Here is a 26,522-nt window from a genome sequence, read left to right on the forward strand (position 1 = left end):
GCGCCTGTGCATTCTCGCAGGCAATCCAGCATTATCTATTTAAAGTTGTATTATGAATATCAAATCATTTCAAGGTTGAATATCATGCCGGAATTTCGCCGCGTCACCCGCCGCCGCCTGCTTGCCACCGCGCTGGGCGGGATCGTCGTCCCGGCCCTGTCCGGCTGCGCGGCATGGACGCGCCTGCCGGAACTGCCGACGACGACGGCCGACGTCTACCGGCTTGGCCCGGGAGACCGGCTGCGGGTGATCGTGTTCGGCCAGCCGCAGCTCACCGCGACATATGACGTCGATGCCTCGGGCATGATCGAACTGCCGCTTGCCGGGCCGGTGCGCGCGGCAGGGCGGAGCACGGCGATGCTGGGCCACGCCATCGCGCAAACGCTGGTCGCGCGCGGCATCCTGCGCCATCCCGCCGTCGCGGTGGAGGTGCGGCACTACCGGCCATTCTCGATCCTGGGCGAGGTGAACCGGCCCGACCAGTATCCGTTCGAGCCCGGCATGACCGTGCTTGCCGCGGTCTCGCGCGCGGGCGGCTTCACCTATCGGGCGGTGGAATCGCAGGTCGGCGTGATCCGGATGACCGGCGGCGTGCCGCATGACTATCGCGCGCCGGTTTCGGCGCTGGTAGCACCGGGCGACGTGATACGGGTGTTCCAGCGACATTTCTGAACAATCGTGCCGGCCAGCGGATTACGAAAGATTGACTTGCGCGCGCCCTGCATCTACCCCGCGCCAGCGTCAGAGCACGCGATTGCGGGATATTCAGGGCCGGCAGGGCCATGCCGACCGCGTCGCCGGGACGACAGGAGAAACGGAATATGGCGGTGAACGCCTTCATCTTTCCAGGACAGGGCAGCCAGGCCGTGGGCATGGGGCGCGACCTGGCTGCCGCCTTCGCGCCGGCGCGCGAGGTATTCCAGGAAGTGGACGAGGTTCTCAAGCAGAAGCTCTCCCGGCTGATGTTCGAGGGCCCGGCTGAGGAACTCACCCTCACCGAGAACGCCCAGCCCGCCCTCATGGCGATGTCGATGGCGGTGCTGCGCTGCCTTGAGAAGGAAGCCGGCATTGTGCTCGGCAATCGCGCGGCGGTGGTCGCCGGCCATTCGCTCGGCGAATATTCGGCACTCGCGGCCGCCGGCACGTTCGGGATCGCCGATGCCGCGCGCCTGCTGCGCATTCGTGGCACCGCGATGCAGCAGGCGGTGCCGCCCGGCGAGGGCGCCATGGCGGCGCTCCTCGGCGTCGAGCGCGACGCTGCCGAGCAGATCTGCGCCGCGGCGGCCGAAGGGCCGGAGGGGCGGCAGGTCGTCTCGGTCGCGAATGACAATGGCGGCGGCCAGGTGGTGATTTCCGGCGCCGCCGCGGCGGTCGACCGGGCCATCGAGATCGCCCGCGCGCAGGGCATCAAGCGCGCCCTGAAGCTGCCGGTTTCGGCGCCGTTTCACTGCGCGCTGATGGCCCCCGCCGCCGAGACGATGCGCGAGGCGCTGGCCGGCGTGACCCTGAGGGCGCCGGTCGTTCCGCTGATCGCCAATGTCACCGCGGCGAAGGTCACCGACCCGGCGGAGATCGCCGCACGGCTGGTCGAGCAGGTGACCGCGCCGGTCCGCTGGCGCGAATCGGTTGGCACGATGACGGGCCTCGGCGTGACCCGCTTCGTCGAACTCGGCGCGGGCAAGGTGCTCTCCGGTCTTGCGCGGCGCATCGCCCCCGATGCCGAGGCCATGTCTTGCGGCACGCCGGCCGAACTCGAGGAGCTCGTCAAACATGTCGGCTGATCTTTTCTCGCTGGCCGGACGCACCGCTCTCATCACCGGCGCCTCGGGCGGCATCGGCGCCGCCATCGCGCGCACGCTGCACGGGCTCGGTGCCGCTGTCGCACTCTCCGGCACCCGCGAATCCGCCCTGGCCGCGCTCGCGGCCGAGCTTGGCGAGCGCGCTCATGTCTGCCCCGCCGACCTCTCCGACCCCAAGGCGGCGGAGGCGCTGATCGGCGCCGCCGAATCGGCGGTCGGGCACATCGACATCCTGGTGAACAATGCCGGCCTGACCCGCGACGGCCTCGTGCTGCGCATGTCCGACGAGGCCTGGAACCAGGTGATGGATGTCGATCTCGCCGCCCCGTTCCGCCTGTCGCGCGCGGTGATGAAGGGCATGATGCGCCGGCGCGCCGGGCGCATCATCAATATCGGCAGCATCGTCGGCAGCACCGGCAATCCCGGCCAGGTCAACTATGCCGCGGCCAAGGCCGGGCTGATCGGGATGACGAAATCGATGGCGCAGGAAGTCGCCTCGCGCAACATCACCGTCAATCTCGTGGCGCCGGGCTTCATCGAAACCGCGATGACGGATGCGCTGAGCGAAGCGCAGCGTGGCGCACTGGCCGAAAAGATCCCGCTCGGCCGCCTCGGCAGGCCGCAGGACGTCGCCGCCGCCGTGGCCTATCTGGCGTCGGATGCCGCCGCCTGGGTCACCGGTGCAATCATGCATGTGAACGGTGGCATGGCCATGATCTGAGCTGCGGTTGGCGCGACCGGGCGAACCATGCTAAGCGCGCCGGACTTTGGCAATGATCGTGGAGCCGGCCTCGTGCGCCACGAATATTGCGTGTTATCCATACGACCGGAGGCGGGATGGTCGATGCCGCCGGTACATATCGCCCAACGATCTCTACAGGAGCATGAATTCGATGAGTGAAGTCGCCGAAAAAGTGAAGAAGATTGTCGTCGAGCACCTCGGCGTGGACGAGGCAAAGGTGACGCCGGAAGCCTCCTTCATCGACGATCTGGGCGCTGACAGCCTCGATACGGTCGAGCTGGTCATGGCTTTCGAGGAAGCCTTCGGTGTGGAGATCCCCGAGGACGCGGCCGAGAAGATCGGCACCGTCAAGGACGCGATCGACTACATCGAAAAGAAGAAAGCCGAATAAGTCAGGTATCGGACGGAACATGAGCATGCGTCGGGTCGTGGTGACAGGCATGGGGATCGCGAGCCCTCTGGGCGTCGGGGTCGAGCATGTCTGGCGGCGTTTGATTGCCGGGGAATCGGGCATCGGTCCGATAACCAGGTTCGACCCGGCGGATCTGCCCTGCAAGGTCGCGGGCGAACTGCCCGCGGGGTCGCGGGCGGATGGCGGGTTCGATCTCAACGAGTGGATCCCGCCGAAAGAGCAGAAGAAGATGGATCGCTTCATCCATCTCGGGATGGCGGCATCCGTCGAGGCGATGGAAGATTCCGGCTGGACCCCCGCGACGGACGAGGACAGCTATGCCGCTGGCGTGATGATCGGCTCGGGCATCGGCGGGTTGCAGACCATCTACGATGCTTCGATCATGGTTCATGAAGGCCGGGCGCGCCGCCTGTCGCCCTTCTTCATTCCGTCCGCCCTGGTCAACCTCGTCTCCGGCCACGTCTCGATCCGGTTCGGTCTGAAAGGGCCGAACCATTCCGCCGTCACCGCCTGCGCCACCGGGGTTCACGCGGTTGGCGACGCGGCGCGGCTGATCGCCCTCGGCGATGCCGACATCATGCTCGCCGGCGGCGCCGAAGGGGCAGTCTGCGAGATCGGGATTGCCGGGTTCTGCGCCTCCCGCGCGCTGTCCACCGCCTTCAACGACAACCCCAAGGCCGCGTCCCGCCCGTGGGACAAGGATCGCGACGGGTTCGTGATGGGCGAAGGCGCGGGCGTGCTGTTCCTCGAGGAATATGAGCACGCCAAGAAGCGCGGCGCCAAGATCTACGCCGAGATCGCCGGCTACGGCATGTCCGGCGATGCGCATCACATCACCGCCCCCGCCCCGCATCACGACGGCGCGTTCCGCGCGATGAAGGCGGCGCTGAAATCGGGCGGGCTCACTGCCGCCGATGTCGACTACATCAATGCCCATGGCACATCGACGCCGATGGGCGACGATCTGGAACTCGAAGCGGTCGAGAACCTGTTCGGCGATGCGGCGCGGAACGTGGCGATGTCGTCCACCAAATCGGCGACCGGCCATCTGCTCGGTGCTGCCGGCGCGGTCGAGGCGATCTTCTCCATCCTCGCGTTGCGCGATGGCGTCGCCCCGCCGACCCTCAACCTCGACGAGCCGAGCCGCGCCAGCGTGATCGACCGCGTGGCCCACACAGCACAGCAGCGCAAGATCGATATCGTGCTATCCAACAGCTTCGGCTTCGGCGGCACCAACGCATCGATCCTGTTCCGCAAGCCTGGCTGAGCCAGGCTTTCCTTCGCATGCGCGGCCCGTGGCGCCTGATCCTTCTGCTGCTCACCGTGCTGGTGTTGCTGCAGATGGGCAGAATGGCGGCCAGTCAGCTCTATGACGGCCCGGGCCCGCTGCCTGTCACTTCCGACATTTTCATCCCGCCCGGCGGCACACATCAGGTGGCCAGGCTTCTGGCGCGCGAGAAGGCCATAGGCTCGGCGCGATTATTCGAGATCGCCGCCTTTCTGACACGCGGCCAGGGCCCCATCCGGTCCGGCGATTTCCGCTTTACCGATCATGCCAGCCTGCGCGCCGTGCTGCACACGCTGCGCTTCGCACCGGAAATCCAGTTCAAGGCGACGATTCCCGAGGGGCTGACATCAGCTCGGATCGCGGCGATCCTGAACGCCCTGCCGCACGCAACCGGCCAGGTGTCGCCGCCGCCCGAAGGCAGCGTGCTGCCGCAAACCTACGACTATACCTATGGCACGGCGCGCGCTGCCATCGTCGCACGCATGCAGGCGGCGATGCAGGCGGCGCTGGTAAAGGAATGGGCCACCCGCGCGCCCGGCCTGCCGGTGGCGACGAAACGGCAGGCGCTGATCCTTGCCTCGATCGTGCAGCTTGAAACGCCGCTTGCCGCCGAGTTGCCGAAAATCGCCGGGGTCTATGAGAACCGGCTGGCCAGGGGAATGAAGCTGCAGGCCGACCCCACGGTGATCTACGCCGTGACCAAGGGGGCTGCGACCGCCCTTCCCCACCGGGTCGATGAGCGGGATCTCGCCACAGCAAGCCCCTACAACACCTATCGCCACAAGGGACTGCCGCCCGGCCCGATCTGCGCGCCAGGACTTGCCGCGATCAGCGCCGTGCTGCATCCGGCGACGACCGACGCGCTTTATTTCGTTGCAACTGGCACCGGCGGGCATGTCTTCGCGCGCACCTTCGCGGAGCAGCGCAGGAATATCGCTCGCTACGACGCCGTCAGGTCGAAACGCGATGCCGCGCCCGGCACCGCACCAGGCGTGAAATAAGTCCGGCTCCCCTGGAGCACGTTCCGATTCTGAGGGATCGGATACAGCGCTCTATCTTGTTGATAACCAGAGCATCATCCGATCAGACGGGATTCATCTGATCGGATAAGGATGCTCTGGTTGGGGAGCCGGCCGGTTTCGGCGTGGTCAGGCCGGGCGTTTCCACCAGCCGCGCTTGCGCTGGGCGGGTGCGGCTTCGCTGCCGCCGATCACCACCGGCTGGACCGCGGGGCCGCGCGGCGCCTCGGCTGCCTGATCGGCGGCTATTGCGGCCTCAGGTGCGGGCGCCTCGGGTGCGGCGAGGGCGAGACCGTTTTCCGCCGCAGCAGCGGCTTCGGTTCCGACGATGGGCTCGGATGAAGCGGTTTCCGCTGCACTCGTGGCACGGGTCCGCCGGGGCCGGCGGGCGGGTTTCGGCGCGGCGGCTTCAGCCCTCTCCGCCGCTTCGAAAATATCCGCGATGTCGGTGAAGACCGGCTCCTGTGGCTCGGGGGATGCGGCCTCCTTCGCCTTTGTGCGGCGGGGACGCGGCGTCTTTGCCGGGGTGCGGGTGGCGGCGGCGCGGCGCTTCGGCTTCGCCTGCGGCTCGGCCGACGCTGCGGCCTCTTCCGGGAGCGATTCCACCACATTCGCCGAAGCTGGGATTGCGGCTTCGGGTTCCGCTTCCGGCTCGGGCGCGGAGGCCTGTGCCGACTCCGCCACGGTTGCCTGTGCGTTTTCCTGTGCGTTTTTGGGCGCGGCTTCTTGATCGCTCTCCGACACAGGCGCTGGCATGGTTTCGGTCATGGTTTCGGTCATGGTTTCGGTCATGGTTTCGGGCACGGCATCCCGCATCGCCCGGCGCCGGCCCCGGTCCTGGCCCAGCGTCTCGTCAAGCCGCACGGCGAATTCAGCCGGCATCTCGGTCATGTCCGGCTGTTCGGCGCCGGGCAGCACGGGCTGCTCCTCGCGCCGCCCGCCACGGCGGCGGCGGCGGCGACGGCGGCGGCGCTCGCCATCGTCCGCTGCGGCCTTGCCGGCGGCGTCGGCGACCGGCGCCTCGGCCTCATCGCCCTGATCCGGCGCCTCGGCCTCGGCCTCAACCTCCTCGGCCTCGACGACCGGCGCGCTTTGTGCGGCGACCGGCGCTTCCTGCGGCCGCGATGCGGCGTGCGTCCTCACCTTCTCGATCTTGAAGGTGGCAGGTACCGTGCCATCGGCCACGAAGGCGACCTGCATGCCGAAGCGCGCCTCGATGGCGGCCAGCTGGGCGCGCTTGTGGTTGAAGATATAGAGCGCGACATCCGGTGTGAGGTGCACCAGCAGCTCGGCGGCGCGGCCGGCCGCCTCGTCCTCGATCGCGCGCAGCACCGCCAGCGCCGTGCTCGCCGTGCTGCGGACATGGCCGACACCCTGGCAATGCGGGCACGGGATCAGCATGGTCTCGGCCAGCGACGGCCGGAGCCGCTGGCGGCTCATCTCCAGCAGGCCGAAATGGCTGATGCTGCCGACCTGGATGCGCGCGCGGTCGTTCTTCAGCGCATCCTTCAGCCGGCGCTCGACCATCGCGTTGTGCTTGCGGGTCTCCATGTCGATAAAATCGACGACGATCAGCCCTGCAAGGTCGCGCAGGCGCAGCTGCCGCGCCACTTCGTCGGCCGCTTCCAGATTGGTGCGCAGCGCGGTATCCTCGATATTGCGCTCGCGCGTCGACCGCCCGGAGTTCACGTCGATCGCGACCAGCGCCTCGGTCTGGTTGATGACCAGATAGCCGCCCGATTTGAGCTGCACTGTCGGCTGGAACATCTGATCGAGCATCTGCTCGACATTGTGGCGGGCGAAGAGCGGCTGCCGCTCGCTCCATTGCTGAACCTTCTTCACATGCGTCGGCATCAGCATCCGCATGAAATCGCGCGCGGAGCGGAAGCCCTCCTCGCCCTCGATCAGCACCTGGTCCACATCGCGGGTATAGACGTCGCGGATGGTCCGCTTGATCAGCGAGGCTTCCTCATACACCAGCGCGGGTGCGATCGAGGCCAGGGTGCGCTCGCGGATATCGTCCCACAGCCGCAGCAGGTATTCGCCATCGCGCTTGATTTCCGGCTTCGGCCGGTTGGCGCCCGCGGTACGGACGATCATGCCCATGCCATGGGGCACGTCCAGCTCGGACACCGCTTCCTTGAGCCGCCGGCGATCCGCCAGCGAGGTGATCTTGCGCGAAACGCCGCCGCCATTGGGCGAATTCGGCATCAGCACGGAAAAACGGCCGGCCAGCGAAATGTAGGTCGTCAGCGCGGCGCCCTTCGAGCCGCGCTCCTCCTTGACCACCTGCACCAGAATGATCTGGCGACGATGGATCACTTCCTGGATCTTGTAGGAACGCAGGGCGCGGGCACGCCGGCGCTCCCGCGCCTCTTCCGCGCCGTCGACCCCGTCATCACCGCCGATCTGCTCGGGGGCGGCGGCATCGGTGGCGACGCCTTCGGTCGGCTCGGCCGGCTCGGCGTCCTGCATGTCGGCGGAACCGGCGTCCTGCGGCTGCGGCGCGGCATCTTCGGTATCGCCGGATGCGGTTTCGGTATCGTCACCTGCTGAAGCGGGCGGCGCATCGGCGATCGGGATTTCGGTGACCTGGGGCGGGCGGCCGGTTTCGAGGGCCGCCTCCCGCGCATCCTCGGCCTCCTCGGCCTCGACGCGGCGGCGGGCCTCCTCGGCTTCGAGTTCGAGCAGCTTCTGCCGGTCGGCAACGGGGATCTGGTAATAATCGGGGTGGATTTCGGCGAAGGCGAGGAAGCCGTGCCGGTTGCCGCCATATTCGACGAAGGCGGCCTGCAGGCTGGGCTCTACGCGAATGACCTTGGCAAGATAGATATTGCCCTTGATCTGCTTCTTGTCGGCGGTTTCGATATCGAAGTCATCGAGGCGGTTGTTGTCCAACACCACCACGCGGGTTTCCTCCGCGTGGCTGGCGTCGATGAGCATGGTCTTGGTCATTTGGGGAAAAACTCCTGCGCGCCGGCGGCGGGACCGTGGGGTCACCTGCCTGCGGGCGCGGATGTTGGGGCAAGATTGTTCGAAACATGGTCAAGGACTGGTGCGCTGGCCGCATGAAGCGCCGGATGGACAGGCGCTGCTTGAGAATTGTGCGACGGAAAGCGCGGTCATCGGTCCTTGTCTCGTAGGCTGGCTGCGACATGCCCGCAGCCTGGCCGAGTCGGTTCGGCGCATTACGGCCCGCTGTCGCGACCCGGCCGGCGCCCGTTTATCAGTGGATGAGGGACCACGCAGTTTTTCGCACCGCGGATCAACCCATTGATTCTCTCTCAATGGCGCAAAGCCGGGTTCATGGCAAGGGTTGTTTCCGAACCGGCCGAAACCGGGCCCGACCGGCCAGCCAACCCTGCCTTGTCCGGGGAGACGGCCTCCAGCATCCCTGCCCATCGCGTTCGCGCCCGATCCGCGATGTGCCAGCCATCCGCAATCACGCCGAAACCACCCCCGATTTCAGGGATGGGAGGCCAGCGGCAGCGCCTCGCCATACACCTCCACCTGATCAAGGTGCAGGTAATTCTTCTCCAACAGGCGAATCCGCACGAAGCGGCCAGGGATGGGGATCGCGGGCGCGAAGACCAGCGGCTGGCCATCGGCGCCGCCGAACGGGGTTTCACTCTCGCGGCGGAACACCTCGATGAGGCGCTCCGGATCGAAGCCGATATCGATGGCGAGCCGGTTCGCCCGCGCAGCGATGGCCGGCAACTCCATGCGGTTGAACAGCTTGACCGCGCTGATGCCGTGAACCGCGCCGAGATCGACCCGCCACCACGGGACATCGTCGAGATCGGTGTGGAATTTGCCCCGGCCATCGATCACGCCGTTCAGCGCCCGGATCGCATCGGCTTCGGGTGACGACCCCGCCGACCAGGCCGAGATCGAGCTTTGGGTCGCGACCTTCCCCCGGCTCGCCGGCAGGCCGGGCTGGCCGGTCACCGGGATGGTCGTGGCACCGGCCTTGCCGAGCAGATCCGGCCAGAAATGCGCGAGCGAGCGGTCCTCGACCTCGTGAAGACCGGCCAGAAACGAAGCGAAACCAGCACCGGCGGCGAGGTCGCTCCAGATGGTCTGGTCGCCGAACGCGCCGCCAAGCCCGCGCTTCGCCCGTTCGACAAAGGCGGTTTCCGTGCGGAATGCGTAGTGATGGACCATCGCCGTGGCGAGCAGGGCGGCGCTGCGGCCCGGATCGTTGGCGAATGCCGCAGACGCCTCGGGAAACCCTTCGTAATAGCGCGACATGTCCTCGCCGATCGCATTCACAACCCGAACAGGACCGTCGACATGGCTGATCGGGCTGTGCCAGAAGGGATTCTCCTTCGCAACATTTTGCAGTTGCGATCCCTTCAGCATGTCCGACAGTATGGCCGACCGGGCGACATATTTGGTCAAAGGATGAATGATCTTCTGGCGACGTGTGTAGTCGCCGAGAATGCTGTCTCCCGGCCTGTCCTGATGCCCGTTCGGCCCGAAAAAGATCCAGTTGAACAGCACGCAATCCGCCGGCGCGCCGATGCCGCCGACGAACTGCCCGATCGTCCGGCCGGGCGGCAGGCGCAGAAATTCATCGATGTCGAAGAAGCCGACCCATTCGGTCAGGTCCCGGTCGTGCCGCAGGAAGTGACTGTACATCCGCAATTGCTCGCCCTGCACCGGATAATGCCGGAAGGTGACGAACGGATCATTGCCCAGAACGAACGGCAGACACGTGCCGTAGAGTTCCCTTGGATCGTCGTCGTTGCAGTAGAGGAACACATGATCGAAGCCGATCGATCGGTAGTAGTTCAGCCACTCGACGATGAATGGCGACTCCCAGCGCGCACAGGCGACAACGGAAAATCTGTATCTTGCCATGTTGGATCAAAAATTTTTGAAATAAAAACGAGAACAATGAAGATAACGGGCGAAGAAATCGTATCCTGTCGTAGTTTAGAACGCTTTCCGATCCGTTCGGATCGGATGTCGTGCTCTACCATATTTGGAAACAGAGCATCTTTATTCGATCATATGACTCCATCTGATCGGATGATGCTCTATTGTCCGAGCAACCCCGCAAGCATCGATGGCGGCAGGGTGACCTGCGAATAGCCGGCGGGCGGCGCGAAATCGCTCGCCGGTTGCGGGGCAAGGCGCAAGGACAGCGCCTCGACGCTCACATGCCCGTGTGTGTCGCCACCCGCGGCGGCGAGGGCGAAGCCATCCGGTGTCAGGCAGGCGGTGCCCGAGGCGTTGCGCCGCAGGACGAGGTAGCGGGTGCAGCGCATGCCGGCGATGGTTGCCGGCCCCAGCGGGGTGAAATGCGCGCCCTGCATCGCCATCACCCGCGCCATGGCGCCGGCAACGCCAGGAACGTTCACCAGCGCGTGCATCTGCGTCAGCACGAGCTGGGCCCGCCCGTCGTGAAGGTCGAGCAGGACGGTCATCGGCATCGGCGTGCCGGACAGGCTGGTCGCTCGCACCAGGCCGTCAGCCGCATCGAACCGCACCGCCCAGGTCTGCGCGGGGCGGCCGGGCTGGCTCACCCGATAGACCGCGCGCGCATCGCGCACGGGGATGACGCGCGGCGCTGCCTGTGCGAGGGCCGGCAGGAGCAGCAGCCCGAAAGCCGCCGCCGCATTGCGCTTGAAGCCGCCACGCGGCAGCCGTTTCCCAATTCGCCTCATCCCAGCAGCCTCCCGATCACCCGCGCGGTATAGTCCACCACCGGGATGATGCGCCCATAATTGATCCGCGTCGGCCCGATCACGCCGATCGCGCCCACGATGCGGTCGTCGCGCGAGCGCGCCGGGGCGACGACCATCGACATGCCGGAGGCGCCGAACAGCCCGCTTTCGGCGCCGATGAAGATGCGCACACCGTCGGACCGCTCGGCGAGATCGAGCAGCTTCAGCATCGTCTCCTGCGCTTCCAGACGCTCGAAGAGCTGCTGGACGGAGGCGAGTTTTTCCAGTTGGTCGACATCGGCGAGCAGCCGCGCCTGGCCGCGCACGATCAGCGAGCCGCCCCTGCCCTCGGCCGACCAGGTCGCGAGACCGGCCTCGACGATACCGGCGGCGAGATCGTCCAGCGCCGAGCGGTCGGCCTTCATGTCATCGGCGACGCGAACCCGCAATTCGCCAAGCGACAGGCCGGAGAGCTGGGCATTGAGGTAGTTGCTCGCCTCCTGCAGCGTCGAGGGCGGCACGCCGGGCGGCGTTTCGATCACCCGGTTCTCGACCTGGCCATCCGCCGAGACGAGCACGACGAGGGCACGGCCGGAACTCAGCGGCACGAATTCGATATGCTTCACCGCCCCTTCCGATTTCGGCGCCAGCACGATCCCCGCCGCCTGCGACAGGCCCGAGAGCAGGGCGGAGGCCTCGGTCAGCGTGTCCTGGATCGACCGGCCGGACTGGGCGAGTGCGGCCTCGATCCGCTCGCGCTCCTCGTCCGACAATTCGCCGAAATGCAGCAACCCGTCGACGAACAGGCGCAAGCCGCGCTCGGTGGGCAGTCGTCCGGCCGAGATATGCGGCGAGAACAGCAGCCCGGCATCGGTCAGGTCTGCCATCACGTTGCGGATCGTCGCCGGCGACAGGCCCATCGGCAGCAGGCGCGAGAGCGTGCGGCTGCCCACCGGCTCGCCGGTCTCGACATATTGTTCAACGATTTCGCGCAGCACCGCGGCGGAGCGTTCATCGAGCCCCGGCGGCAGGCGCATCGGCCCGATCGCCGGCTTCGGCCGACCGGTGCGGGCGGAGGAACGCTTGGATGTCTGGTCCATGGCGCCAGAGTCGGGTATCGCGGGGCGAAAATCAAGCGACACGTTTTTCCGACAGGAGTGGACCGATGCCCGAAATCAAGAGACCGAGCGGCCGCGCGGCCGATGCGCTGCGCCAGGTGGAGATCGTCACCGGCTTCTCCCACCATGCCGAAGGCTCGGCACTGATCCGCATGGGCGGCACCGAGGTGCTGTGCGCGGCGAGCGTGGAGGGCCGGGTGCCGGGCTTCCTGCGCGGTGCCGGCCAGGGCTGGGTGACGGCGGAATACGGCATGCTGCCGCGCGCGACCCACACCCGCGGCGACCGCGAGGCGACGCGCGGCAAGCAATCCGGCCGCACGCAGGAAATCCAGCGGCTGATCGGCCGCTCGCTGCGCGCGGTGATCGACCGCACGGCGCTGGGCGAGATGACCATCACCCTCGATTGCGACGTGCTGAACGCCGATGGCGGCACACGCTGTGCCGCGATCACCGGCGCCTGGGTCGCGCTCGCGCTGGCGATCCGCAAGCTGCGCAAAGCGAACGTGATCGGGACCGACCCGCTGATTGGCCAGGTTGCGGCGGTATCCTGCGGTGTGTTCGGGGGCGTGCCGGTGCTCGACCTCGATTACGCCGAGGATTCCAATGCCGAGGCGGATGCCAATTTCGTCCTCACCGGCACGGGCGGCATCGTCGAGATCCAGGCGACCGCCGAGCGCGCCACCTTCGAGGAGGCAACCTTCGGCACCCTGCTCGGCCTTGCCCGCAAGGGCACCGCCGAACTCTTCGCGGCCCAGCGCGCGGCCCTCGATGCGGCCTGAGGCGGCCATGCGGCTCGAACGCGGCCAGCGAGTGGTGATCGCCACCCACAATGCGGGCAAACTCGCCGAATTCGCCCTGCTGCTGGCCCCGCACGGGCTCGATTGTACATCCTCCGGCGCGCTCGGCCTGCCTGAGCCGGCGGAGGATGCGCCGGATTTCGCCGGCAATGCGCGGATCAAGGCGCTGGCGGCGGCAAAAGCGAGCGGCCTGCCGGCGATCGCGGATGATTCCGGGCTGGAGGTCGCGTCCCTCGGCGGTGCGCCAGGCGTGCGCTCGGCGCGATTTGCGCAGGAGGCGGGCGGCTATGAAGCGGCGATGGCAAACATCATCGCCGCCAGCCGGGCGGATGACCGTGCCGCCTTCGCCGCCGCGATCTGCCTCGCGACACCGGAAGGGCGGACCTTCACCTATCTCGGCTGGTGCCGCGGGCGCATCGCCCCGGCACCGCGCGGCGCCGGCGGGTTCGGCTATGACCCGGTTTTCGTGCCGCTCGGCGAGACGCGCAGCTTCGCCGAACTCAACAAGGCCGAGAAATCGGCGATCAGCCACCGCTACCGGGCGCTGCGGCAGTTCGCCGCAGCGCATCTCGGTTGAAGGTATTCCTGCCGATTACTCGGCAGGAATCTTCGCTGCCGCCGGCGCCGTCATCGGCACCGGCAGGAAGCGCGCATAGTCGCGCGGCACCACCATCCAGAACCGCGCCAGCGTGCGCTCCCATTCGTTGAGCAGGCGCTCGGCGTAGAGGCTCTGCGTCTCGCGCGCGTGTTCGGTCACGAGGTCGCGCAGATGCTGCGCCCAATAGGTCTCGGTCACCCGGTTCCAGAGCAGCGTGTCGGGGTTGATCCGCATCTCGAATTCGGCGGCGGGATCGTAGATGAAGGCGATGCCGCCGGTGAAGCCGGCGCCGAAATTATCGCCCACCGGGCCGAGGATCACGACCGTTCCGCCGGTCATGTATTCGCAGGCATTCGACCCTGCCCCCTCGACCACCGCCACGGCGCCGGAATTGCGCACCGCGAAGCGCTCGCCCGCCTGGCCGGCGGCGAACAGCCGGCCGGAGGTTGCGCCATAGAGGCAGGTATTGCCGATGATCGTGTTATCCTGGCTGACAAGCATCGACGACGGCGCAGGCCGCACCACGATGGTCGCCCCCGACAGGCCCTTGCCGACATAGTCGTTGGCATCGCCGAAGACCTCGAGCTTGAGCCCGCGCACCGCGAAGGCGCCGAGCGACTGGCCCGCAGCCCCGCGCAGCCGCACGGTAACGTGGTCGGCCTGCAGGTCGGCGCCGCGCTTGCGCCGCACGATCTGCCCCGAGAACTTGGTGCCAATCGCGCGATGCGTGTTGCGGATGCCGTATTGCAGCTGCATCTTCTCGCCGCGCTCGAAGAACGGTGTCGCATCCTCGATCATCTGCGCGTCCAGCGTCTCCGGTACCTCGTTGCGGCCCTGCAACGTGCAGAAGCGCGCATAGGGGCCGGGGTCGGCCTGGGCGAGCAGCGGATTGAGATCGAGATCGTCGAGCAGCTCGGAGCCGCGCGAGATCTGGTGCAGGAAGTCGGTCCGGCCGATCACGTCCTCGAGCCGCCGCACGCCGAGCGAGGCCAGGATGTGCCGCACGTCCTCGGCGATGAAGGAGAACAGGTTGATGACCTTCTCCGGCGTGCCTTCGAACTTCGCGCGCAGCGCCTCATCCTGCGTGCAGACGCCGACCGGGCAGGTGTTGGAATGGCACTGGCGGACCATGATGCAGCCCATCGCCACCAGCGAGGCGGTGCCGATGCCGAATTCCTCGGCGCCGAGCATGGCCGCGATCACAACGTCGCGCCCGGTCTTGATGCCGCCATCGGTGCGCAGCTTCACCATGTGGCGCAGCCGGTTGAGCATCAGCACCTGATGCGTTTCCGACAGGCCCATCTCCCAGGGCAGGCCGGCATATTTGATCGAGGTCTGCGGCGAGGCGCCGGTGCCGCCGGAATGGCCGGAGATCAGGATCGCATCCGCCTTCGCCTTCGCGACGCCGGCGGCGATGGTGCCGATGCCCGAGCGCGAGACCAGCTTCACGCACACCGTCGCCTGCGGGTTGATCTGCTTGAGATCGTAGATCAGCTGCGCGAGATCCTCGATCGAGTAGATGTCGTGATGCGGCGGCGGGCTGATCAGCATCACCCCCGGCGTCGAATGCCGGAGCTTGGCGATCAGCTCGGTGACCTTGAAGCCGGGCAGCTGGCCGCCCTCGCCGGGCTTCGCACCCTGGGCGACCTTGATCTCGATCTCGCGGCAATTGTTGAGATATTCCGCGGTCACGCCGAAGCGGCCCGAGGCGATCTGCTTGATCGCTGACGAGGCGTTATCGCCGTTCGGCCGCGGCGTCGCGCGCGCCGCGTCCTCGCCGCCCTCGCCCGAATCCGAGCGCGCGCCGATGCGGTTCATCGCGATCGACAGAGTCTCGTGCGCCTCGGGGCTGAGCGCGCCGAGCGAAATGCCCGGTGCGACCAGACGCTTGCGAATTTCGGTGATGCTCTCGACCTCGTCCACCGGGATCGGCGTCAGCCCCTCGCTGCGGAAATCGAGCAGGTCGCGCAGTGCGACCGGCGGCTGCGCGTTCACCGCATCGGCGTATTTGCGATACAGGGTGAAGCTGTCGGTCGCGACCGCGGTCTGCAGCATGTGGACCATCTGGCCGTCGAACGCATGGGTCTCGCCCTTGCGGCGCAGACGATAGACGCCGCCGACCGGCAGGGTCACGGCGTCCGCATCCCAGGCGGTGCGGTGCAGTTCCAGCATCTTGTGGGCGATGCCGGGCAGGCCGATGCCGGAAATCCGCGAGGGCATGCCGGGGAAGAATTCGGCGACCAGCGCGCGCGAGAGACCGATCGCCTCGAAATTGTAGCCGCCGCGATAGGAGGAGATCACCGAGATGCCGAGCTTCGACATCACCTTGAGCAGCCCCTTGTTCACCGCCTTCTTGTAGCGGCCGATGCACTCTTTCAGGCTGATCGACCCGAACAGGCCGCGGCGATGCCGGTCGGCAATGCTTTCCTGCGCGAGATAGGCGTTGATCGTGGTCGCCCCCACGCCGATCAGCACGGCGAAGTAATGCACGTCCATGCACTCGGCGGCGCGCACATTGAGGCTGGTGAAGGTCCGCAGCGACTGGCGGACGAGATGCGTATGCACGGCGCCGGTCGCGAGGATCATCGGGATCGGCGCATGCGCCTCGTCAAACGTCTCGTCAGTGAGAATGACATGGGTGCAGCCCGCGCGCACGCCCTCCTCCGCCTCGCGGCGGATCCGCTCGATCGCGGCGCGCAGCCCGCCCTCGCCATCGGCGACCGGGAAGGTGCAGTTCACCACGCAGGCATTGTCGCCCATCGTCCGGCGCATCGCGTCGAACTCGGCGGTCGAGAGAACCGGGCTTTCCAGCTGCAACAGATCGCACTGGCTGGAATCCTCGTCGAGCACGTTGCCGAGATTGCCGAGCCGCGTCTTGAGCGACATCACGCGGGTTTCGCGCAGGCTGTCGATCGCGGGGTTGGTGACCTGGCTGAAGCTCTGGCGGAAATAATTGTGCAAGCCACGATAACGCTCCGACAGCACGGCGACCGGCGTGTCGTCGCCCATCGAGCCGGTCGCCTCGTTGGCGTCCTCGACCATCGGATGCAGGATGAGTTCGAGCTCCTCCAGCGTGTAGCCGACGCCGAGCTGGCGGCGGCGCAGCGCCTCGCCCTCGAAGAGAACCGGCTCGGGCGCATCGGTTTTCACGATATGGTCGATCACCTTGATGCCGGCGGTCCAGGCGCCGAAATCCTGCCGGCCGGCGAGATCGTCCATCAGCTCGGCATGATGGTAGAAACGCCCATCGGCGAGATCGACGGCGATGGTCTCGCCCGGCCCGACGCGGCCGCGCTCGACGATCTCCGCCTCCTCGCGCTTGACCATGCCGGTTTCCGACCCGACGATCAGCAGATTGTCGCTGGTGCGGGTGAAGCGCAGCGGCCGCAGCCCGTTGCGGTCGAGCCCGGCGATGACGAAGCGGCCATCCGTCGCGGTGATCGCGGCCGGGCCGTCCCACGGCTCCATCACCGCGTTGCTGTAGCTGATCAGGTTGCGATGCTCGGCCTTCATCGTCGCATCGGCGCCGATCGAGGGCGGGATCATCAGCGTCTTGGCCATCATCGCGTCGCGCCCGCCATGGACGAGCAGTTCGAAGACGGCATCGAGCGTCGCGGTGTCGGAGCTGCCGGCCTGGATCACCGGCTTGATGTCGCCGAGATAGGCGTCGAGCGCGCCGGCGGCGAGGCGCGTCTCGTGGCTCTTCATCCAGTTCACGTTGCCGGCCAGCGTGTTGATCTCGCCGTTATGCGCGAGCGTGCGGAACGGCTGAGCGAGCCGCCAGGTGGGGAAAGTGTTGGTCGAATAGCGCTGGTGGTAGATCGCGAAGCGCGAGACGAAGCGCTCGTCGAGCAGGTCGGGGTAGAATTCGGTCAGGCTCTCGGCGAGGAACATGCCCTTGTAGATGATCGAGCGGCAGGAGAGCGAGCAGATGTAGAGCTCGGGGATCTGTGCCGCGATCGCTTCCTTCTCGATCCGCCGGCGGATCACGTAGAGGTCGCGCTCATACTCCTCCTCCGACTTGCCGAGCGCGTTCCACACCATGATCTGCTCGATCTCGGGGCGGGTCGCGTTCGCCTTCTCGCCGATGCAGGACACGTCGATCGGCACCTGGCGCCAGCCATAGATGCGGTAGCCGAAATTCAGGATCTCGGTCTCGACGATCTGCCGGCAGCGCTCCTGCGCGCCGAGATCGGTCTTGGGCAGAAAGACCATGCCCACCGCGATCGGCCCGCGGCGCATCCGGTCGCCGCCGCGCTCCACCGCATCGGTGAAGAAATCCTGCGGGATCTCGACATGGATGCCGGCGCCATCGCCGGTCTTGCCATCGGCATCGACCGCGCCGCGATGCCAGACGGCCTTCAGCGCATCGATGCCGGCAACGACGACATCGCGCCGCTTGCGCCCGTCGAGCGCCGCGATCAGGCCGACGCCGCAGGCGTCATGCTCCTGCGCGGGATCGTAGCTGCCGGCGAGCGCCGTGGTGTTGCGCTGCCATGCGGCGAGGAATTCGGAGGCGGTTTCATGGGTCATGGTCATCACTCCGCGGCGGTGGCAAGCGCGGCGCCGGGGCGCGCGGCGGCGGTTTCGAGATAGGTGTGCATGGCGTCGGCGGCATCGCGGCCGTCCTTGATCGCCCAGACGACGAGGCTGGCGCCGCGGACGATGTCGCCGGCGGCGAACACGCCGGGCAACGCCGTCATGAAGCTCTTCGAATCGACCTTCAGCGTGCCCCAGCGGGTGAGCGCGAGGCCGGGCTCGTTGAAGGCGCCGGGCAGATCCTCGGGGTCGAAGCCGAGCGCCTTGATGACGAGATCCGCCTCGATGGTGAATTCCGAGCCCGCGATCGGCTCGACGGTCTGCCGCCCGGACGCGTCGGCGAGGCCGAGATGCATCCGCATCGCCTTGACCGCATTGACCCGCCCGGCGCCGGTGAAGGCTTCCGGCGCGGAGAGCCAGGTGAACTCGACGCCCTCGTCGATCGCGTTCGCGACCTCGCGCGCCGAGCCGGGCATGTTGGCGCGGTCGCGCCGGTAGAGGCAGGTGACGGCGGCGGCGTCCTGGCGGATGGCGGTGCGCACGCAGTCCATCGCCGTGTCGCCGCCGCCGATGACGACGACGCGCTTGCCGGCGGCGTTCAACGCACCCGAATCGTAGTCCGCCACCGCATCGCCCAGCCCCTTGCGGTTCGAGGCGATGAGATAGTCGAGCGCCGGCACCACGCCGTCGAGCCCGGTGCCCGGCACGTCGATCTCGCGCGCCTTGTAGACGCCGGTGGCGACCAGCACCGCGTCGTAGCGCGCGCGCAGCTCGGCAAAACTCAGGGCGCCGCCGATATCCTCGTTCAGATGGAAGTGGATGCCGCCATCCTCGAGCCAGGCGCGCCGCCGGGCGACGATCTCCTTCTCCAGCTTGAAGCCGGGAATGCCGTAGATCAGCAGCCCGCCCACCCGGTCGTGCCGGTCATGGACATGGACCTGATAGCCCTTGCGCCTCAGCGCCTCGGCGGCGGCAAGGCCGGCCGGCCCGGCGCCGATGATGCCGACACTCTGCGCGCGCTCGTGCCGCGGCCGGATCGGCCGGACCCAGCCATTCTCGAAGGCGGTGTCGGTGATGTAGCGCTCGACGGCGCCGATGGTGACGCTCTCGAACCCCTTCTCGATGACGCAGTTGCCCTCGCACAACCGATCCTGCGGGCAGATGCGGCCGCAGATTTCGGGGAACGTGTTAGTGGCGGCGGAAATCTCGTAAGCTTCCTCGAGCCGCCCCTCGGCCGAGAGCTTCAGCCAGTCTGGGATGTTGTTCCCCAGCGGGCAATGCACCTGGCAGAACGGAATCCCGCATTGGCTGCACCGGCTGGCCTGGGCCGCCGCCGCCTTCGGGTCGAAATCGCGATAGATCTCGCCGAAATCCTCACGGCGCTCGCCGGCCGCACGTTTTTCCGGCGGCTGCTGCGCAAGACGCACGAATTGCTGCATGTGCTCGGTCATCGGCACAACTCCGTTCCGTGAATGGCTGTTTCACGGTGTCCCTAGCGCAGCGGAACAAAGAAGGCCAGCAATTTTTTGATAATACGACAGTATAATTGTCGTATTATCGTGATTACCTGCCCTGCGCGGATTTTTACCCGCGTTCATGGCAGAAATTTATGTCTCATTCGTGACCTATCACGCCTCACCCCCTGTCGGGCGGCCACCGCCCTGTCGGAACCGCCGCAACAACGCGGGCACGACGAGGTCGATCGGCGTCGGCACGATGCCCATGTCGGCGAGGGTAAGCGCATTCCGCGCCACCACATTGTCGCGCCGCAGCAGCAGGAGCTGGTCGGTCGTCAGCAGCCGGCCCGGAAGGTGCTGGAGCACCGAGGCCTGGAGCCATGCCGCCCAGCGCGGCACGCCGACCAGGGCGCGGTGATGTCCGGTCTCGGCGTTGATATAGGAGAGCAGGTCGCGGAAGCTGCGGGTCTCGGGCCCGCCGAGTTCATAGGTCGCCCCGGCGAGTTCGGGACGCTCGATCGCGGCCATCACCGCGGCGGCGACGTCGCCGACATAGACGGGCTGGAATTTCGTCTCGCCCTCGATCACCGGCAGGAACGGCAGTTGCGCCGCCATGGCGCCGAAGCGGCCGAAGAAACCGTCCCCCGGTCCGAATACGATAGAGGGGCGCAGGATCGTCGCGGCCGGAAATGCCGCGCGCACCGCCGCCTCGCCCATCCCCTTGCTGCGGGCGTACAGGCTCGCCGCCTTCGGATCGGCGCCGATCGCCGAGACCTGCACCAGCGCGCTCACCCCGGCTTCCGCCGCGAGTCGGGCGATCCGCGCGGCGCCCTGGTGCTGCACGCGGTCGAAATCGCCACGATGCCGCTCGGCGAGGATGCCGACGAGATTGACCACGCACGCCGCTCCCTCGATCGCGCGGCGCAGTGCCGCCTCGTTGTCGAGCGGCGCGTGCAGCGGCACGACCTGGCCGACATCGCCGAGCGGGCGGAGAAAGGCGCCGGCCTCGGTATCGCGCATCGCGGCCCGGACGACCCAGCCGGCAGCGGCCAGGCGTTTCACGACATGGCGGCCGATGAAGCCGGAAGCGCCGAAAACCGTTGCAACCTTGCGCGATGCCATGAAGAGCTCCTTTTCACTGGGCGCCTTCTGTTCGCATGACTGGCCCGCGCAAGACAACCGCCTCCGGCGCGAAGGCGGATTGACGGCAGGGCGCCGCTTCGCTACAGCCCCTTTCACCGAAGCGCGCCACTCGGCGCGGTTTGAAGCCCCCTTGCCCAGGTGGCGGAATGGTAGACGCGCAGGTTTCAGGTACCTGTGGCCGCAAGGCTGTGGAAGTTCGAGTCTTCTCCTGGGCACCATGCTTTCAAATCTTTGATCCGGGATCGTGACGGGCCGATGAGCCAAACCCAGTTTGCCGCCGGCGCAACCATCCATATCCACCGCCACGATCTGCCGGACGGGCTCGATCTCGGCCCGGTCGTCGCGGTCGATACCGAGACGATGGGTCTCGACCCGCGGCGCGACCGGCTCTGCCTGGTGCAGCTCTCCGCCGGCGACAACACGGCGCATCTGGTGCAGATCATCCCACCCGGCCTCGGCGGCCGCGGCGCGGACTGCCCCAACCTCAAGCGCCTGCTGGAAAGCGAGCGCGTCACCAAGCTGTTCCACTTCGCCCGGTTCGACCTCGCGATGCTGCATCACGCGCTCGGCGTGACCACCGCGCCGGTGGTCTGCACCAAGATCGCCTCGAAACTGGTCCGCACCTACACCGACCGTCACGGGCTTAAGGATCTCTGCCGCGATCTCGTCGGCGTCGAGATTTCGAAGCAGCAGCAGACCAGCGACTGGGGGGCCGCGGACCTCACGCCGGAGCAATGCGCCTATGCCGCATCGGACGTGCTGCATCTGCATGCGATCTGGGCCCGGCTCGAAGCGCTGCTGGTGCGCGAGGGGCGGCGGGAGCTGGCCGATGCGTGCTACCGTTTCCTGCCGGCGCGGGCGAAGCTCGACCTGCTCGGCTTCGAAGAGCCGGATATTTTCAGCCATCGCTGACAGCCGCGCCGCGCCGCGCGCGATCGTGTTGACCCGGCACGGCGCATCGTCCCATACAGGACCATGACGAGCGGACAGACCATGCCTGTTGCCCCCACCCGCGACACTGCCGCGCCTGCCCCGGATGAAGCCGCTGCCGCCGCCGATCTCGCCATCGCGCGCGACGTGCTGGCGACCGAAGCCGCGGCGCTGACCGCGCTCGCGGGCACGCTGGGCGAGACCTTCGCCGCCGCCATCGCGCTGCTGGCCGGAATCGGCGGCCGCGTCGTCGTCACCGGCATGGGCAAGTCGGGGCATGTCGCCCGCAAGATCACCGCCACCCTCGCCTCCACCGGCACGCCGGCGCTGTTCGTCCATCCGGCCGAGGCCAGCCATGGCGATCTCGGCATGATCGTGCCGGGCGATGCGGTCATCGCCCTGTCCAATTCCGGCGAGGCCGCCGAACTGGCCGACATCGTCTCCCATGTCCGCCGCTTCGCGCTGCCGCTGATCGCGATCACCAGCCGGGCGGAGAGCACGCTGGCCCGCGCCGCCGATCTCGTGTTGCTGCTGCCCACAGCCCCCGAGGCCGGGCCGATCGGCATGGCGCCGACCACCAGCACGACGATGCAGATGGCGCTCGGCGATGCCATCGCCGTCGCCCTGCTCGCCCGGCGCGGCTTCACCGCCGCGGATTTCGGCCTGTTCCATCCCGGCGGCAAGCTCGGCGCCCGGCTCCGGCGGGTCCGCGACCTGATGCATACCGGCGAGGAGGTGCCGCTCGCCGCCCCGGGCACGCGGATGGACCAGGCGATCCTGCTGATCACCGCAAAGCATTTCGGCTGCCTCGGCGTCGTCGACGGCGGGGGTCATCTGCTCGGCGTCGTCACCGATGGCGACCTGCGCCGCGCCATGGCGCCGGACCTGCTGGCCCGCGAGGTCGGCCAGGTCATGACCCCGAACCCGCGGGTGATCGGGCCGGAACGCTTGGCCGAGGACGCGCTGCACGACATGACGGCGCTGACCCCGCGGGTGATGTCGCTGTTCGTGGTGGATGGCGCGACGCGCGTGCTCGGCATCGTCCACATGCACGACCTGTTGCGGGCGGGTGTCGCGTGAACGCGGCGCGCACACCGCACCAGCCCGGCCCGCCGCGGCCGCGGGGCGGCCTGCGGAGCCGGTCCGAAGCATGGTTCGCCTCCCTCACCGACTCGCGCGATCGCCAGCGCGCCGCGCTCGGTCGCCAGCGGCGCATCGTCGGCGCCGCCAAGGTCATCCTTCCCGCCCTGGCCGCGATCCTGCTCGTCGCCATCGTCATCTTTCCCGGCCTGCGCAGCGGCGCGCGCTTCGGCCGCGTCACCTATCGCGAGATGCCGGGCAGCAACGCTGCCGCGCTGTCGCGGCTGACCGGCGCGCAATATCGCGGAATCGACGCGCGGGGCGAGAAATTCACCATCACCGCCAGCCATGCGGTGCAGAGCGGCGGCGACCAGCTCGATCTCGACCGGCCGAAAGGCGACATCACGACCCGCAGCGGCTCGTGGTTCATGCTCGATGCGAGCAACGGGGTCTACCACCAGAAATCCCAGCGTCTCGATCTGGCCGGCAAGGTCACGCTCTACCGCGCCGACGGCACCACCATGCGCACGCGCCGTGCGACGATCGACATCAAGGCCGGCGTCGCGACCGGCAAGACGCCGGTCTCCGCCTATGGACCGTTCGGCACGCTGACCGCGGCGGATGGCTTCGTCGCCCGCAACCACGGCCAGACCGTCACCTTCACCGGCCCCTCGCATCTCGTGCTCGACCAGGCGAACCTGTCATCCCCCCCCGGACAGGACGGAAGCGGCTCATGATCGTACAGGCCCGGCGCGCCGCAGCGCTGCTCCTCGTCGCCCTCCCCGGCACCGCGGTCGCGCAGTCGCTCGGCTTCGGTCCCGCCGGCGGCCAACCGACGCCGATCGACATCACCGCGCAGAACGGCATCGCCTGGAACCAGAAGACGCGGATCGTCACCGCCAGCGGCAATGCGAAGGCGGTGCGCGGCAGCGTCACGGTGACGGCGGACCAGCTCGTCGCCCATTACAGCCCGGCCCCGGCCGGCGCTGGCAAGCCGGCCGCCCCGCAGGCGACCCCGCAGACGCCCCAGCAGACGACCCCGGCGACCGGCCTCGGCGGGCTCGATTCCGGCGCCTCGCAGATCACCCGGCTCGAAGCGGTCGGCCATGTCCACATCTTCACCGCGACGGAACAGGCCTTCGGCGATCTCGCGGTCTATCACATGAGCCGCCACGAGCTGGTGCTGACCGGCCACGGGCTCAGGCTGGTCACGCCGAGCGAGACCGTCACCGCCACACGCGCCCTGCAATACTGGTCCGATGCGCGCAAGGCGGTCGCCATCGGGCATGCCAGGGTGGTCGGCAAGGATGGCCGCTCGGTCACCGCCGATCGGCTGACCGGCTATTTCGCGCCGGCAGCGCCCGCGGCGAAGCCGCAGGCAGCGCCCGTGACCAAGGCGCCTGCCGGCGCTCCGCCCTCCGCCGCGCAAACCGACGCCAGCAAGCTGCGCAAGGTGGTGGCCGAGGGGCATGTGGTGGTGACCACGCAAAGCGATGTCGCGACCGGCGATCACGGCGTCTACCATCCGGCGAGCGGCATCGCGATCCTGACCGGCAATGTCCACATCACCCATGGCCCCAACGAGCTCGCCGGCCAGATCGCGCAGATCAACATGAAGACCGGCATCGCGACGCTGGTCTCCCGTCCGGGCCACCGAGTCGAGGGGCTGATCATTCCCGACACCACACAAGCGCAGCGGCAAGGCGCCGCGAAATCGCCGCATTCGAGCGCGAAGGCAGGGCCATGAAGGACCAGCTTCGCGTCATACCGGGCGGCATCGCGGCACAGCAGGGCAGCACGCCCGCCGCCGCCGCCGCCGCCGCCGAGCACGGGCTCGTCGCCCGCGGCCTCGGCAAGAGCTTCCGCAAGCGTCCCGTGGTGCGCAATGTCTCGGTGACGCTGCGGCGGGGCGAGGCGGTCGGCCTGCTCGGGCCGAACGGCGCCGGCAAGACCACCACCTTCTACATGATCGTCGGGCTCATCCAGCCGGATACCGGCTCGATCCTGCTCGACGGCGCCGACATCTCGACCCTGCCGATGTATCGCCGCGCGCGGCTCGGCATCGGCTACCTGCCGCAGGAGGCCAGCGTGTTCCGCGGCCTCACGGTGGAGCAGAACATCACCGCGGCGCTCGAAGTGGTCGAGGCCGACCCCGACCGCCGCGAGGCGATGCTGGACGACCTGCTCGCCGAGTTCGGCATCTCGCATCTGCGCCGCACCCCGGCACTGGCCCTCTCCGGCGGCGAGCGCCGCCGCGTCGAGATCGCCCGCGCGCTGGCGACCGGGCCGAGCTACATCCTGCTCGACGAGCCGCTGGCCGGCATCGACCCGATCGCGGTCGGCGAGATTCGCGACATGGTCGCCCAGCTCAAGCAGCGCGGCCTCGGCGTCGTCATCACCGACCACAATGTCCGCGAGACGCTGGAAGTGATCGACCGCGCCTATATCCTGCATGAGGGCCATGTGCTGATGGAGGGCGTGCCCGACGAGGTGGTGGCGCATCCCGAGGTCCGCCGCGTGTATCTCGGCGACCGTTTCATGCTCTGACCCCGCCCGCCGCCGCGCGAAACGCGTGCATGCGGCGGCAAATCTTGTCACGCCGGCCCCGATGGGCTAGGCGAACCCTGCCGGCACCCCTGGAGGCCGGTTTTTTTCATTGAGTTCATGGAGCGAAGAATGGCCAAGTTTGAGACCATTGCGGCCGAGGATCGCACGCGGGCCGGCAAGGGGGTGGCGCGGGCGACACGGCGGGCCGGCAAGGTGCCGGCGGTGATTTACGGGGCGAAGCAGGAACCCTCCCTGATCGCGCTCGATCCGCGTATCGTGCTGCGCGAGATGAAGCGTGGCGGCTGGCGCTCGCGCCTCTACGAGATCGAGACCGCGACGGGCAAGGCCCGTGCCCTGATGCGCGACATCCAGCTGCATCCGGTCACCGACCAGCCCGAGCATGTCGATTTCCAGCGCCTCGCCGCCGGCGAGCCGGTTCGCGTCGCGGTGAACGTCAACTTCCTCAACGAGCTGATCTCGGTGGGCATGAAGCGTGGCGGCGTGCTGAACGTCGTGCGCCACGCCGTCGAGGTGATGTGCGACCCGGATCACATCCCCGATCATTTCGAGGCGGATCTCGGCCCGCTCGACATCAACGACAACATCCGCTGGTCCGATCTCAAGGGCACCGGCGTTGCCAAGCCGACCATCACCGACCGTGACTTCGTGATCGCGACGATCGCGCCGCCGACCGTGGTGGCCGAGGCCGCGCCCGCCGAAGGTGCCGCGGCCGCGCCGGCCAAGGGCGGTGCCAAGGGCGGCGCCAAGGGCGGCAAGAAGTAATATCGCGGAACCCTCGCCATGAAGCTGTGGGTCGGCCTCGGCAATCCCGAACCCGGGATGGCACGGAACCGTCACAATATCGGCTTCATGGCGATCGACGTGATCGCCGACCGCCACGGTTTCGCACCGTGGCGGAAGCGCTTTTCCGGCCTGGTGAGCGAGGGCAGCGTCGGCGGCGAGAAGATCGTCGCCCTCAAGCCGCTGACCTACATGAACGAGTCGGGCCGCGCGGTGCAGCCGGCCAGCGCCTTCTTCAAGCTGGCGCCGGATGCCGTGACCGTGTTTCACGACGAGCTCGACCTGATCCCCGGCAAGGTGCGGGTGAAGCGCGGCGGCGGCGCGGCCGGCCATAATGGCCTGCGCAGCATCGACCGCACGCTCGGCACCCAGGATTACTGGCGTGTGCGCCTCGGCATCGGCCATCCGGGCGACAAGGCGCGGGTGCACGGCCATGTGCTCGGCAATTTCGCGAAGACGGACGAGGACTGGCTGGTCGATACGCTCGAAGCCGTCTCCGACGCCGCCCCCCTGCTCGCTGCCGGCAAGCCGGAAGATTTCATGACGAAAGTCGCCCTCCTGACCAAGGACACCGCCTGAG

Annotated in this window: 22 protein-coding genes and 1 tRNA gene; 16 read left to right on the forward strand and 7 right to left on the reverse strand. The window is 67.9% G+C overall.

Annotated elements, in window-relative coordinates; genetic code table 11:
- Nucleotides 1–84 precede the first annotated feature (84 nt).
- The 6 genes from B7Z76_RS07400 (at nucleotide 85) to mltG (ending at nucleotide 5,242) form a co-directional block, all read left to right on the forward strand.
- Entirely contained in the window at nucleotides 85–672 is a 588-nt protein-coding gene (locus tag B7Z76_RS07400; protein ID WP_174504367.1) for a polysaccharide biosynthesis/export family protein, read from the forward strand.
- A gap of 149 nt (nucleotides 673–821) precedes the next feature.
- A complete protein-coding gene (gene fabD / locus B7Z76_RS07405; RefSeq protein ID WP_174504366.1) occupies nucleotides 822–1,781 on the forward strand; it encodes an ACP S-malonyltransferase in 960 nt (319 codons plus the stop codon).
- Nucleotides 1,771–2,520, forward strand: coding sequence for a 3-oxoacyl-[acyl-carrier-protein] reductase (gene fabG / locus B7Z76_RS07410; protein WP_291343071.1), 750 nt, complete (start codon nucleotides 1,771–1,773; stop codon nucleotides 2,518–2,520). The genes fabD and fabG overlap by 11 nt, the downstream gene beginning before the upstream one ends.
- A gap of 172 nt (nucleotides 2,521–2,692) precedes the next feature.
- A complete protein-coding gene (locus B7Z76_RS07415; RefSeq protein WP_007422686.1) occupies nucleotides 2,693–2,932 on the forward strand; it encodes an acyl carrier protein in 240 nt (79 codons plus the stop codon).
- Between the two features lie 19 nt (nucleotides 2,933–2,951).
- Nucleotides 2,952–4,220: a beta-ketoacyl-ACP synthase II gene (gene fabF / locus B7Z76_RS07420; RefSeq protein ID WP_174504364.1), complete on the forward strand. Its 1,269-nt coding sequence runs from the start codon at nucleotides 2,952–2,954 to the stop codon at nucleotides 4,218–4,220.
- A 17-nt stretch (nucleotides 4,221–4,237) separates the two neighbouring features.
- Nucleotides 4,238–5,242 (forward strand): endolytic transglycosylase MltG, encoded by a 1,005-nt coding sequence (gene mltG, locus B7Z76_RS07425; protein WP_291343078.1) that lies wholly within the window; start codon nucleotides 4,238–4,240, stop codon nucleotides 5,240–5,242.
- Between the two features lie 147 nt (nucleotides 5,243–5,389).
- On the opposite strand, the gene B7Z76_RS07430 is transcribed toward mltG, so the two are convergent.
- From B7Z76_RS07430 to hrcA, 4 genes are all read right to left on the reverse strand, one after another.
- Nucleotides 5,390–8,215: a ribonuclease E/G gene (locus tag B7Z76_RS07430; RefSeq protein WP_291343080.1), complete on the reverse strand. Its 2,826-nt coding sequence runs from the start codon at nucleotides 8,213–8,215 to the stop codon at nucleotides 5,390–5,392.
- Nucleotides 8,216–8,725: 510 nt separating this feature from the next.
- On the reverse strand, nucleotides 8,726–10,123 hold the full coding sequence (locus tag B7Z76_RS07435; RefSeq protein ID WP_291343082.1) for a glycosyltransferase family 2 protein: 1,398 nt from the start codon (nucleotides 10,121–10,123) through the stop codon (nucleotides 8,726–8,728).
- A 179-nt stretch (nucleotides 10,124–10,302) separates the two neighbouring features.
- Complete coding sequence (locus B7Z76_RS07440; protein WP_291343084.1) at nucleotides 10,303–10,932, reverse strand: hypothetical protein; 630 nt, start codon at nucleotides 10,930–10,932, stop codon at nucleotides 10,303–10,305.
- On the reverse strand, nucleotides 10,929–12,032 hold the full coding sequence (gene hrcA, locus B7Z76_RS07445; RefSeq protein WP_174504360.1) for a heat-inducible transcriptional repressor HrcA: 1,104 nt from the start codon (nucleotides 12,030–12,032) through the stop codon (nucleotides 10,929–10,931). Before hrcA ends, B7Z76_RS07440 begins: the two co-directional genes overlap by 4 nt.
- Nucleotides 12,033–12,097: 65 nt before the next feature.
- Between hrcA and rph the strand changes: the two genes are divergently transcribed.
- Together rph and rdgB are read left to right on the forward strand one after the other, a co-directional pair.
- On the forward strand, nucleotides 12,098–12,829 hold the full coding sequence (gene rph, locus B7Z76_RS07450; protein ID WP_291343085.1) for a ribonuclease PH: 732 nt from the start codon (nucleotides 12,098–12,100) through the stop codon (nucleotides 12,827–12,829).
- Between the two features lie 7 nt (nucleotides 12,830–12,836).
- On the forward strand, nucleotides 12,837–13,424 hold the full coding sequence (gene rdgB / locus B7Z76_RS07455; protein WP_291343087.1) for an RdgB/HAM1 family non-canonical purine NTP pyrophosphatase: 588 nt from the start codon (nucleotides 12,837–12,839) through the stop codon (nucleotides 13,422–13,424).
- A gap of 15 nt (nucleotides 13,425–13,439) precedes the next feature.
- Here the strand turns inward: rdgB and gltB are convergent, their stop codons facing one another.
- From gltB to B7Z76_RS07470, 3 genes are all read right to left on the reverse strand, one after another.
- Nucleotides 13,440–17,978, reverse strand: coding sequence for a glutamate synthase large subunit (gene gltB / locus B7Z76_RS07460; protein ID WP_291343089.1), 4,539 nt, complete (start codon nucleotides 17,976–17,978; stop codon nucleotides 13,440–13,442).
- A 5-nt stretch (nucleotides 17,979–17,983) separates the two neighbouring features.
- Nucleotides 17,984–19,435, reverse strand: coding sequence for an NAD(P)-dependent oxidoreductase (locus B7Z76_RS07465; protein WP_291343091.1), 1,452 nt, complete (start codon nucleotides 19,433–19,435; stop codon nucleotides 17,984–17,986).
- 177 nt (nucleotides 19,436–19,612) lie between these two features.
- Nucleotides 19,613–20,563 (reverse strand): complex I NDUFA9 subunit family protein, encoded by a 951-nt coding sequence (locus tag B7Z76_RS07470; RefSeq protein ID WP_174504355.1) that lies wholly within the window; start codon nucleotides 20,561–20,563, stop codon nucleotides 19,613–19,615.
- 153 nt (nucleotides 20,564–20,716) lie between these two features.
- On the opposite strand from B7Z76_RS07470, the gene B7Z76_RS07475 reads away from it, so the two are divergent.
- The 8 genes from B7Z76_RS07475 (at nucleotide 20,717) to pth (ending at nucleotide 26,521) form a co-directional block, all read left to right on the forward strand.
- Nucleotides 20,717–20,802 (forward strand) — tRNA-Leu (locus B7Z76_RS07475).
- A gap of 37 nt (nucleotides 20,803–20,839) precedes the next feature.
- Nucleotides 20,840–21,496 (forward strand): ribonuclease D, encoded by a 657-nt coding sequence (locus B7Z76_RS07480; RefSeq protein ID WP_291343095.1) that lies wholly within the window; start codon nucleotides 20,840–20,842, stop codon nucleotides 21,494–21,496.
- Between the two features lie 63 nt (nucleotides 21,497–21,559).
- Nucleotides 21,560–22,594, forward strand: coding sequence for an SIS domain-containing protein (locus B7Z76_RS07485; protein WP_174504353.1), 1,035 nt, complete (start codon nucleotides 21,560–21,562; stop codon nucleotides 22,592–22,594).
- A complete protein-coding gene (gene lptC / locus B7Z76_RS07490; RefSeq protein WP_291343097.1) occupies nucleotides 22,591–23,331 on the forward strand; it encodes an LPS export ABC transporter periplasmic protein LptC in 741 nt (246 codons plus the stop codon). The genes B7Z76_RS07485 and lptC overlap by 4 nt, the downstream gene beginning before the upstream one ends.
- Nucleotides 23,328–24,341, forward strand: a complete 1,014-nt coding sequence (locus B7Z76_RS07495) for an LptA/OstA family protein (RefSeq protein ID WP_291343099.1) — start codon at nucleotides 23,328–23,330, stop codon at nucleotides 24,339–24,341. Before lptC ends, B7Z76_RS07495 begins: the two co-directional genes overlap by 4 nt.
- On the forward strand, nucleotides 24,338–25,141 hold the full coding sequence (lptB, locus tag B7Z76_RS07500; protein ID WP_291343101.1) for an LPS export ABC transporter ATP-binding protein: 804 nt from the start codon (nucleotides 24,338–24,340) through the stop codon (nucleotides 25,139–25,141). The genes B7Z76_RS07495 and lptB overlap by 4 nt, the downstream gene beginning before the upstream one ends.
- A 129-nt stretch (nucleotides 25,142–25,270) precedes the next feature.
- A complete protein-coding gene (locus B7Z76_RS07505) occupies nucleotides 25,271–25,924 on the forward strand; it encodes a 50S ribosomal protein L25/general stress protein Ctc (RefSeq protein WP_174504351.1) in 654 nt (217 codons plus the stop codon).
- 18 nt (nucleotides 25,925–25,942) lie between these two features.
- Nucleotides 25,943–26,521, forward strand: a complete 579-nt coding sequence (pth, locus tag B7Z76_RS07510; protein WP_174504350.1) for an aminoacyl-tRNA hydrolase — start codon at nucleotides 25,943–25,945, stop codon at nucleotides 26,519–26,521.
- The last annotated feature ends 1 nt before the right edge of the window (nucleotide 26,522 follow it).

It is taken from the genome of Acidiphilium sp. 20-67-58 (assembly GCF_002255515.1).
Classification (GTDB): Bacteria; Pseudomonadota; Alphaproteobacteria; order Acetobacterales; family Acetobacteraceae; genus Acidiphilium.